The organism is Mesorhizobium sp. M7D.F.Ca.US.004.03.1.1 (assembly GCF_003998635.1).
In the GTDB taxonomy this organism is placed as follows: Bacteria; Pseudomonadota; Alphaproteobacteria; order Rhizobiales; family Rhizobiaceae; genus Mesorhizobium; species Mesorhizobium loti.
In genome coordinates this window covers 1-4,021 of the sequence record NZ_RZQG01000562.1, presented here as the reverse complement: position 1 = coordinate 4,021, position 4,021 = coordinate 1, and the positions used below count along the sequence as shown (strand labels likewise).

Here is a 4,021-nt window from a genome sequence, read left to right as displayed (position 1 = left end):
CCTGAAGGACGTGTTCGGCTTCGATGATTTTCGCCCCGGCCAGGCCGATGTCATGGATGCGCTGCTGGCCGGGCGTCATGTGCTGGCCGTCATGCCGACGGGGGCGGGCAAATCGCTTTGCTACCAGGTGCCGGCGCTGGTCCTGGGCGGGCTCACCATTGTCGTTTCGCCGCTGGTGGCGCTGATGCAGGATCAGGTCGCCGCCTTGCGCCTTGCCGGCGTGGCGGCCGACACGATCAATTCCTCGATCGACCGCGATGCCAATATCGCCGCTTGGCGGCGCGTCGCTTCGGGCCAGACGCGCCTGCTCTATCTCGCGCCGGAGCGGCTGATGACCGAGCGGATGCTCGACGCGCTGGCCAGGCTCGACATCAGCCTGATCGCTGTCGACGAGGCGCATTGCATCTCGCAATGGGGGCCGGCGTTCCGGCGCGAATACGAGGATCTGTCACGGTTGCGCGGCATCTTCCCCAACGTGCCGATCATCGCGCTGACGGCGACGGCAGACGAAGGCACGCGCACCGACATCGAAGCCCGCCTGTTCGCCGAGCGCGTTGAGACCCTGGTGCTGGGTTTCGACCGGCCGAACATCAAGCTTGCCATCGAGGCCAAGCAGGACAGCAAGCGCCAATTGCTGCGCTTCGTCGAGCGTCATCCTGGCCGCAGCGGCATCGTCTACTGCCTGTCGCGCAAGAAGACGGAAGAGATGGCGGCGTTCCTCGAGAAGAACGGCGTCACCGCGCTAGCCTATCATGCCGGCATGAGCAAGGAGGCGCGTGACGCCAACCAGAACAGCTTCATGACCTTGTCGGGTGTCGTCATGGTGGCGACCATCGCCTTCGGCATGGGTATCGACAAGCCTGATGTCGCCTATGTCTTCCACACCGACATGCCGGGCAGCCTTGAGGCCTACTACCAGGAGATCGGGCGTGCCGGCCGCGATGGGCGGGACGCCGAGGCGCATATGCTGTTCGGTCTTGGCGACATCCGCATGCGCCGGATGTTCATCGACGATGAGGACGCACCGGCCGAGCACAAGAGGCGCTCGCATGGCCGGCTCGACACGCTGATCGGCTATTGCGAGACGGCGCAGTGCCGTCGCCAGGTGCTGCTTGGCTATTTCGGCGAGGAAGCGCAGCCTTGCGGCAATTGCGATACTTGCCTCGACCAGGCGCCGCGCGCCGATGGCGGGGCGGAGGCGCGGATCATCCTGGCGGCCATCGCGCAAAGCGGCGAACGTTTCGGGGCCGGCCATGTCATCGACATTCTGCTTGGCCATGAAACCGAGAAGGTGCTGGCCAGGAACCACCAGAGGCTTGCCAGCTTCGGCAGTGGACTGGCGCACAAGAAGGATTTCTGGCTGTCGCTGATTCGGCAGCTCGTCGCCGGCGGGTTTCTGATGCCGGACCCGGCCGGCCATGGCGGCCTCGCCATCGCCGAAAAAGGCCATGCGCTCGGCCGTGGCGAGATGCCGTTCCATTATCGGGTCGAGGTGCGCAGCCGCGCCTTGCGCGGCAAGACGCGTTCCGCACAGGATCTCGGGCAGGCCGATGTGGACACCGGGCTGCTGGCTGCGCTCAAGGCGCTGAGACTGCGCCTCGCCAAGGAGCGCCAGGTGCCGGCCTATGTGGTGTTCTCCGATCGCACGCTGATCGACATGGCCGAACGCCGCCCGCACGACCTCGACGCCTTTGCCGAAGTGAACGGCGTCGGTGCTGCCAAGCTCAAGGAGTTCGGCCAGGTTTTTCTGGATGCAATCGCGGCGCACCAGTCGGGTGGAGCAGTCTGAACACGGGGGAATTTGCGACAGACTTAGCGGCCTGGGCCAAGCCTTACCTTTGAGTTCATGGATAGTCCGTCTTGTGGCCGGTACGACCACCCGGCTTCGCCTCAGCAGCTCGCTCGCCACAAGGCCTACCCGAGCTATCGGTTTGGGTTCGAAGGTCGCAGGGATGTTGGTCGTTGGTACCGACATTCACGATAATGCCGGCCTGTGGGGTGACAGGCGCGCCACGGTTATTCCCCGATAGCGTTGAACGACGCCGGTTATTCGCGGTCCGTCGCTTTCGATGTGCGTGTTGTTACTGTTCGGATTGAAGAATCGACCGCCTGCACCAGGCTATTGGCGCGGTTTGCATCGCCTGCTGCAAGCTAGGGGGCAGAGGATGCATGCCCGTGGTGTGTTTTACTCGCGGCGCCTATGACGTCGTCATCGGCGCTCGCAGTCCGCCACAACGCGCGTTGGTGAGGCTCTGGTGCGGGACGTTAGCCAAGGCGCCGGTTAACCTGTCCCACAATGGGTCATTTGCCGCTGGCATCACAATTGCAATGTCAGCAATGCCGGGTGTTGGGACCATGGGATCCGGCATGGGGCGATGGGGCCCTCGCCGCTTCGCAAATGGAGCGGCGAGGTTTTTATTCAGCTATCAGCCAGCCATTGGCAGGTACGTGCGATAAAGCGATCACCGACCACGCCTACTGCGATCGCCCAGGCTGCCAAACTGTAGAACTGTCGCTCGCGCCCATTGGTCGCTTCGTCCTGCATTTAATCCGCGGCTTGTCTCAATGATCCCGACCATTGCGCGAGTAAATTCAACCATGCTGTTTGCCGTGACAGCTGCCCTGTCCGGACTTTGCCCAATCAGCTCAGCGGCTCCGCAACATGACAGGCGGATGAGATCGTAGTGCGGATCTCTTTCATCGTCTGGCAACGTCGCTAATTTCAGGGCGCGACGGTGAATCATCCGCAGCAGCTGTGCCAGTGCTGTTTCGACTCTCATGCGTTTTGCTCCGCATCGGTCGAACGTCCCGGCACAGAGGGGCGCTGGAACGTCGATCGGGGTTCGGTTCCCGTCCCGACACTGAAAGGTTGCATTATAGCCGTTAATATATCGTTGATTGCTAATATACGCGCCAAACTGGGCAGCGTGCTTGCCGCGGCGGCGGCGGTCGCCGGCAAGCAATACGCTCCAAGCCGGCAGGGTAGCGCCTATGCCGGGAACGGACGCGAGTGTGCCAACAGTCTGGTCAGAAAAGCGGTGCATAATCCAAATCTCCTTCGGTTGCGGCTTCCTGGGAAACGCATTGGGAAGGAAGAGGTGGGCGTTAAAAAATCTTACAAAATCAATCTATCAGACAGGAAATATGGCGGAGAGGGAGGGATTCCCTTTCACCTCTATGATACTGAAAATACTAGTCTTTTCGCGCTTTTTGTTACACAGTTTGTTACACAGCTACAACTACGATTTATAACCGCTCTAAGCTCGCAGCTTTTGGGCTCGCCTGCCCAATCCATCCGATCTGTCGAAACCGATGGCTTGTAGGACACTCCCGCGTGTGTACGTTGGGGCTTGGGTCAGAAGGTGACCCACAGCAAAGACGGGAGCGCCGCAGCGCAAAAGATCTCATCGGTCAAGGAACAGATAGTGAAGTAGCCTGTGACAATCGGCGCCAGCATCACCTCCAAAGCCGACCAGGAAAAACCCGCAAAAAACGTCGCCCTCAGATACCCCGTCGGCAATGAATATGGGACCGAAGTTGCGCGGCAGATCGGGCGTTAGATGCCTTCATGACATCTGAACCTGAGCAGGCTCCTACGCCGCGAGCCGGCACATTTCCGAACGGAGTTTCGTCCGGCTGCGCAAAAAGGTGCCCTGTCGAGACTTACTTGTTGGCCAAATGGCTTAGCAGGGACGAACTCGTGAAGAGATTGATAATGCAACACTATCAGTCGTTGTGCTGATCCGACAGGCTGTGCGTTTTGGCACGAAAATCATGGCGAAAAGCGCACCGGCACTTTACTCTCCAAATTATGATTCGCCTCGATCCCGCGACCGCCAGCTCCTCTGCGCCGCCCTCCGTTCCCGCGTGGGCGATCACAAGCGCCGGCGCGCCGAGTGACGGCGACGCCGCCTTCCGGGCCGGCGCCGCCCTGGGTGCCCTCGACACGCTCGCCCGCGCGCAGGCAGCCTGGGCCGGCGCTTGGCGGCAGCGGCTGGCGGTTCGCTGCGCCGCCTCCAGC

At 61.5% G+C, this 4,021-nt stretch carries 3 protein-coding genes; all 3 read left to right on the top strand.

Annotated elements, in window-relative coordinates; all coding sequences use genetic code 11:
• The first annotated feature begins 1 nt into the window (after position 1).
• The gene (gene recQ / locus EN935_RS25425; RefSeq protein WP_245489046.1) at positions 2 to 1,789 is read left to right on the top strand and encodes a DNA helicase RecQ; all 1,788 of its coding nucleotides are present in this window, start codon (positions 2 to 4) and stop codon (positions 1,787 to 1,789) included.
• Positions 1,790 to 2,735: 946 nt separating this feature from the next.
• On the top strand, positions 2,736 to 3,323 hold the full coding sequence (locus tag EN935_RS25420) for a hypothetical protein (RefSeq protein WP_127264996.1): 588 nt from the start codon (positions 2,736 to 2,738) through the stop codon (positions 3,321 to 3,323).
• Between the two features lie 488 nt (positions 3,324 to 3,811).
• Positions 3,812 to 4,021 (top strand): DUF1403 family protein (locus EN935_RS25415; RefSeq protein WP_127373728.1); only part of this gene is annotated, 210 nt, incomplete at its 3' end.